The organism is Paraburkholderia sp. LEh10, from assembly GCF_017814945.1.
In the GTDB taxonomy this organism is placed as follows: domain Bacteria; phylum Pseudomonadota; class Gammaproteobacteria; order Burkholderiales; family Burkholderiaceae; genus Paraburkholderia.
This window is the reverse complement of the sequence record NZ_JAGIPX010000291.1, coordinates 1-266: the sequence shown is the minus strand read 5'-3', so window position 1 is coordinate 266 and position 266 is coordinate 1. Positions and strand designations below refer to the sequence as shown.

The following is a 266-nucleotide window of genomic DNA, read 5'->3' as shown; positions in this document are numbered from 1 at the left end:
GTCGAGTTCGCGTGGAAATACTTGATGCCGCCACCATTGACGATGTTCGTCACCTGGTTGTTGATATTGGTGACGTTATTGCCCAGGTTGTTGACCGTGTTGCTCAGGTTCGACACGTTGTTCGACACGTTCGAAACATTGTTCGAGACGTTGTTGACCTTCGCATCTTCCGACGTCAGCTGGCTGACATTCACCGCATCGGTCGCGTTCAGGCCCGCCGCCACGTTCGTGATCCGGCGCTCCGCACCCGCAGCGCCCACCGACAC

1 pseudogene is annotated in these 266 nt (G+C 57.1%); it reads right to left on the bottom strand.

Annotated elements, in window-relative coordinates:
- A pseudogene (locus tag J8I87_RS44320) lies at positions 1 to 266 on the bottom strand (adhesin); the annotation flags it as partial.